This is a genomic window from Anaerostipes sp. CAG:276 (genome assembly GCF_000432215.1).
GTDB classification, from domain to species: Bacteria; Bacillota; Clostridia; order Lachnospirales; family Lachnospiraceae; genus Anaerostipes; species Anaerostipes caccae.
The window spans coordinates 643-5,321 of record NZ_FR889169.1 but is presented as its reverse complement, the minus strand read 5'-3'; the positions used below and the strand labels follow the sequence as shown (position 1 = coordinate 5,321).

At 49.7% G+C, this 4,679-nt stretch carries 5 protein-coding genes; all 5 read right to left on the bottom strand.

Translation table 11 applies throughout. The features are described 5' to 3' along the window. On the bottom strand, positions 1 to 401 hold a 401-nt coding region (locus QVP35_RS00840; RefSeq protein ID WP_288187712.1), incomplete at its 3' end, for an adenosylcobinamide-GDP ribazoletransferase. A gap of 8 nt (positions 402 to 409) precedes the next feature. Then, complete coding sequence (locus tag QVP35_RS00835; RefSeq protein ID WP_009289699.1) at positions 410 to 922, bottom strand: bifunctional adenosylcobinamide kinase/adenosylcobinamide-phosphate guanylyltransferase; 513 nt, start codon at positions 920 to 922, stop codon at positions 410 to 412. Between the two features lie 12 nt (positions 923 to 934). Beyond that, entirely contained in the window at positions 935 to 1,984 is a 1,050-nt protein-coding gene (gene cobT / locus QVP35_RS00830) for a nicotinate-nucleotide--dimethylbenzimidazole phosphoribosyltransferase (protein WP_009289700.1), read from the bottom strand. A 1-nt stretch (position 1,985) separates the two neighbouring features. Then, the gene (locus tag QVP35_RS00825) at positions 1,986 to 3,365 is read right to left on the bottom strand and encodes a cobyrinate a,c-diamide synthase (RefSeq protein WP_118475946.1); all 1,380 of its coding nucleotides are present in this window, start codon (positions 3,363 to 3,365) and stop codon (positions 1,986 to 1,988) included. Further along, positions 3,355 to 4,679, bottom strand: a 1,325-nt coding sequence (gene cbiE, locus QVP35_RS00820) for a precorrin-6y C5,15-methyltransferase (decarboxylating) subunit CbiE (RefSeq protein ID WP_288187711.1), incomplete at its 5' end; no start/stop codon positions are given. The genes QVP35_RS00825 and cbiE, both read right to left, overlap by 11 nt.

The window sequence follows — 4,679 nt, the reverse complement described above, 5'->3', positions numbered from 1 at the left end:
CTTCCGATCTCACTGAGGGCGCCTCCATAAGCAATAAAATAACCCACGCATGAGAGAACGGCAAATGCTCCGCAGTGGGGATCTTTTAAAATCAGCAGCTTTTTTTCTCTGTCCCGGCAGGACCCTAAAGCGTCTGCGGTATCCATGAATCCATCCATGTGGATGCCTCCGGTGACAATGACCGGGATCAGAGCCAGGCCGGCAGTGCGGGCCAGGATACCCAAGTTCAAAAAGATGCTGAAATCGGACCAGCAGATGACAAGAAGCCCCACAATCCCCCCAACTGCCGGAAAAAAACAAAGGGTATATTTCATATATTCTTTTGTCCACTCACTTTTCGGCACAGGAATCCTGGAATACATGGAAAATGCGATTTTAAAGCTATTCCAAAGCTGCTTCATTTTTTGTCTCATCCTTTCTGTCTCAGCGGAATCCCGCATACTACTTCCACCACCCGGTCTGCCATTTCTGCCATCCGGCAGTTTAAATCCCCAAGACATTTTTGATAGAGGATCGTTTCGGCTCCATATTCTATTCCGTCTGAAAAAATCTCATTGGTGACAATACATACATCCTCTGCTGATGCCAGAAGATGTTCTATACCGGAAAGAATGGATGTTCTTGTATCAGCACCTGCTCCCTCTTCTGTAAACATTTCGTTGGCCGTAAGGTTTGACATACAGTCCAGCAGCACATGACACTCCTCAGGAAGACAGAGATCAGAAAGGCCGGTAAAACATTCTAAGGTGATAAACCCTTTGTCCCGTCTCATCTCCCGGTGTCTTTGGATCTTCTTTCTGGTCTCCTCATCAAACGGCATCATCGTTGCTATATAGATTTTCGGATCGTTCCAGGAATCTACAAGACTCTCTGCATATTCTGATTTTCCGCTGCCGCTGCCGCCGGTGACTAAGGTAAACATCCTGCCCTCCTTTCAGCTGAGAGGAACATACTGTTCCACGTTGATTTCATCAAAGGTGCTCATTTTTTCATAGACATCCAATGCCGTGTCCAGTAAAGGAAACAGCATAAGAGCCCCTGTCCCTTCTCCAAGGCTCATGCCGCAGTTAAGGCAGGCGTCCAGACCAAGCGCATCCAGCAGCAGTCCTGCCGCCGGCTCCTTTGACTTGTGGGAAGGAAGCATATAATGGACTGCGTCAGGACAGATTTTCATTGCCGCCAGAGCCGCTGTCCCGGAAATAAAACCGTCGATCACAATGGGAAGTCTTACTGCCGCTCCGCCCAGGAAGAATCCCGTCAGAGCGGCCAGATCAAAACCGCCGACTTTGGATAGGACATCCAGCGGATCCTTCCTGTCTGGCTGGTGCAGGTTTACTGCCTGTGTAATCACCTGAATCTTGCACCGGAGTCTCTGATCATCGAGGCCCGCTCCACGCCCGGTCATTTCTTCTGCCGGCCGGTCCAGAAGAACGGATGCGACCGCACTGCTGGTGGCCGTATTTCCAATTCCCATCTCGCCGGTGGCTGCGATACAATATCCCTTCCGGGAAAGTTCAAATGCCATGGAAATTCCCGCATTGACTGCGCTGACGGCTTCCTCTCTGGTCATCGCAGGCTCTCTCAGCATATTTCTTGTCCCAAAGCCTGATTTCTTTTGAATCAAAGACGTCTCGCATGCGACTCCCACGTCCACGGCAAACAGATCTGCCCCCAGATGCCGGCACATCACACTGGAAGTGGCCCTGCCGTTTAACATGTTTTCAGAGACGATCGCCGTGACCTCCTGTCCTGACTGGGAGACTCCCTCTTCCACGACTCCGTTGTCGGCGCACATACAAACCAGTGCTTTTTTCGTGAGATTGATGCGCTCACTTCTGGTGATCCCCGCGATCTTTACGATCAGATCTTCCAGCTTTCCAAGGCTGTGCAGTGGTTTCGCTATGCTGTCCCACCTCTTCCTGCACCGATTCATGGCGCCTTCATCCGGTTTCGTGATATGACTGCTGATTTCTGTGATGTCCATTTTATCTCCTCTTTTCCGTCTGGTATTGACGGCATTTCCTTAAAAATGCCTTTGGAAGCTCCGGACAACCATAGTAATAAAAATGAGGAAAACCTGCAAACAAAGTATCGGATGCGTAGATACATTCCCAGCCTCTGTTTCCCACTGGTTTTTTGGCATAAAAGTCCTGCCCGCAGCAGTCGGAATCATAATAATGAAACTCGTGAGCCGTAAGCTCTGCAGGACTGGTTCCAAACAAGCTGCCAGAGTTCTGTCTCAGAGAGATATATCCGAACCGTGAAAGACGGTCCTCTTTATATGCCTTTCCCGGAATCACGCCTGCCATTTCCCTGAAAATACCGTCTTTGTCCTCCATCTCCCTGTGAAGATACAGAAAGCCTCCGCATTCGGCCATACATGGAAGCCCGGAAGACACAGCAGATGCAGTCTCTCGTCTCATCACATGATTTTCCTCAAGTTCCATTCCATAAAGTTCCGGATAACCGCCGTAAAAGATCAGTCCGTCCAAATCTTTAGGCAGGTGTCTGTCATGAATAGGCGAAAAAAATACAAGTTCCGCTCCCATGTCGCTGAGCAGTTCTAAATTTTCTCTGTACATAAAACAGAAGGCTTCATCTTTTGCAATCCCGATCCTTACCTTGGAAAACGATGTGTTCTCAAAAGAATCCGTTTCATCTTCTGCCTCCAGGAAAGAGGCACCTTGCGCAATTCTAAATAATGTATCCCAGTCGATGGTTTCTCTCATAATACCCGCAAGACGGTGAAGCTTCTCTTTGATATCCTTGATTTCATCCGGCATGACAAGGCCGAGGTGACGGCTTTTAAACACACAGTCCGGGACTTCCGGCACATAGCCTGCAACCGGGATGTCCAGCCGTTCCTCGATCAATTGTTTCATCCGGGGATAGAGCATCGGGGATATCCGGTTTAGAAGGACCCCTCGGATGCCGCTGTCCTTTTTCCATGATAAAAAGCCATGAATCTGTGCCAGGACAGAAGTGCTCATTCCTTTTGCATCGACGATCAGGACTGCAGGAGTTCCTGTGATGCTGCACAGTTCATATGCGCTGGCTTTTGCCGTTGTCCCTCCGAGGCCGTCATAATACCCCATGACGCCCTCTATCACAGCCAGATCGGCGTCTTTGGCATGGCGGGCCAGCAGGGATCTGAGTGCCGAAGCAGATGTCAGAAAAGGATCCAAATTCCAGGCATCGGTTCCGACTGCTTTCCGGTGAAACATCGGGTCAATATAATCCGGCCCGCATTTAAAGGATACCGTCTTTTTCCCCATTTCGCCGAGGGCGGCAAGAATGCCGCAGGTCACCATCGTCTTCCCTCCTGCACTCTGCGGGGCCGTAAATAAGAGTCTGTCAATCTTCACAGCGCACCTCCCCGGTCCCAGTGCAGGAAAGGATATAAACCGGATTTTCTCCCATCATCAAATGATAGCTGCCGGCTTTTTTCGCCCTGCTTACCGTCACATTCACGATATCCGGCTCCGTGACAGGCAGAGTTTGAAAGGCCTTGACTGCCTCTGTAAGTGTCTCCAGCGTTATGCAGTTCATAACAATTCTGACCCTGGGATTTTTCTTTAACACAGCATGAAGGATTTCTGTGAGGCCGCCTGAAGTCCCTCCGATAAAGACATGGGTGGGAGGCTCCAGCCCTTTTAATGCCTCCGGTGCCGTTCCTTCCACAATATGTATAGAATCCATACAGAACTTTCTCCGGTTTTGACGGATCAAATCTGCCGCTTCCGGTTTCTTTTCCACTGCATATACGCGTCCTTCATCTGCTTTCTCTGCCATCTCTATGGAGACAGATCCTGTACCTGCACCGATATCATAGCAGACAGCATCTTTCAAAAGCTGAAGCTTTGAAAGAGTGATGCTCCGCACCTCCTCCTTCGTCATGGGAACCTTTCCGCGCACGAACAGATCATCCTGTAAACTGTGAAGTGCAAAACAATTCCGCGGCTTTGGATTTTCCACACAGAGCACACTTAAAGCATCCGTCCGGCAGCAAAGGAATTCCTTCGGCGTACCGGATCTGATCTTTTCGCCGGGATAGGAAAGCCGTTCCCCTATATGAAGAGTAACCTCCCAAAGGCCATATTGAAGGAGTTCCTTCGCAAGCTCCCCGGCTTGTGTTCCTGTGCCCAGGATCGCAAATACTTTCCCATTTTCTGCTATTTTCCGTACAAGATGTCTTTTCTGTCCATGGCAGCTGACCATCACCGCATCCTCCCAGGAAATACGAAGTTTGGCCATGAAATAGGACAGAGAAGAAATGCCGGACACTGCTCTTACGTTCCATTCTTTTTCAGAGGACAGCAGTCCGTACAGTTTCTTTGCCCCGCTGTAAAATCCGGGATCCCCTGACACCGCAATGACAATATGGTCATAAAACGGATGAGCCTTTATGTAGGCCAAAATCTCCTCACTTTTATATTCCTCATAAATCTCTGCCTTACGAGCGTTTCCAGCCGCTTTTTTTGCTGTCTCCAGCACCCGGCCGGCTCCGATCAGAAGATCTGCGTTTTGGCATGCACGTACTGCCTCTCCTGTCATCGTTTCGATGCTTCCCATTCCCACACCTGCAAGAGTAATCTCCGGACGGTATGGGAGCTGAAAACGTTCCTTCAGCATCTTCCGGCATTCTTTAAAAGTAAGCCCCGTTTCCTTTTTCGGCCTCC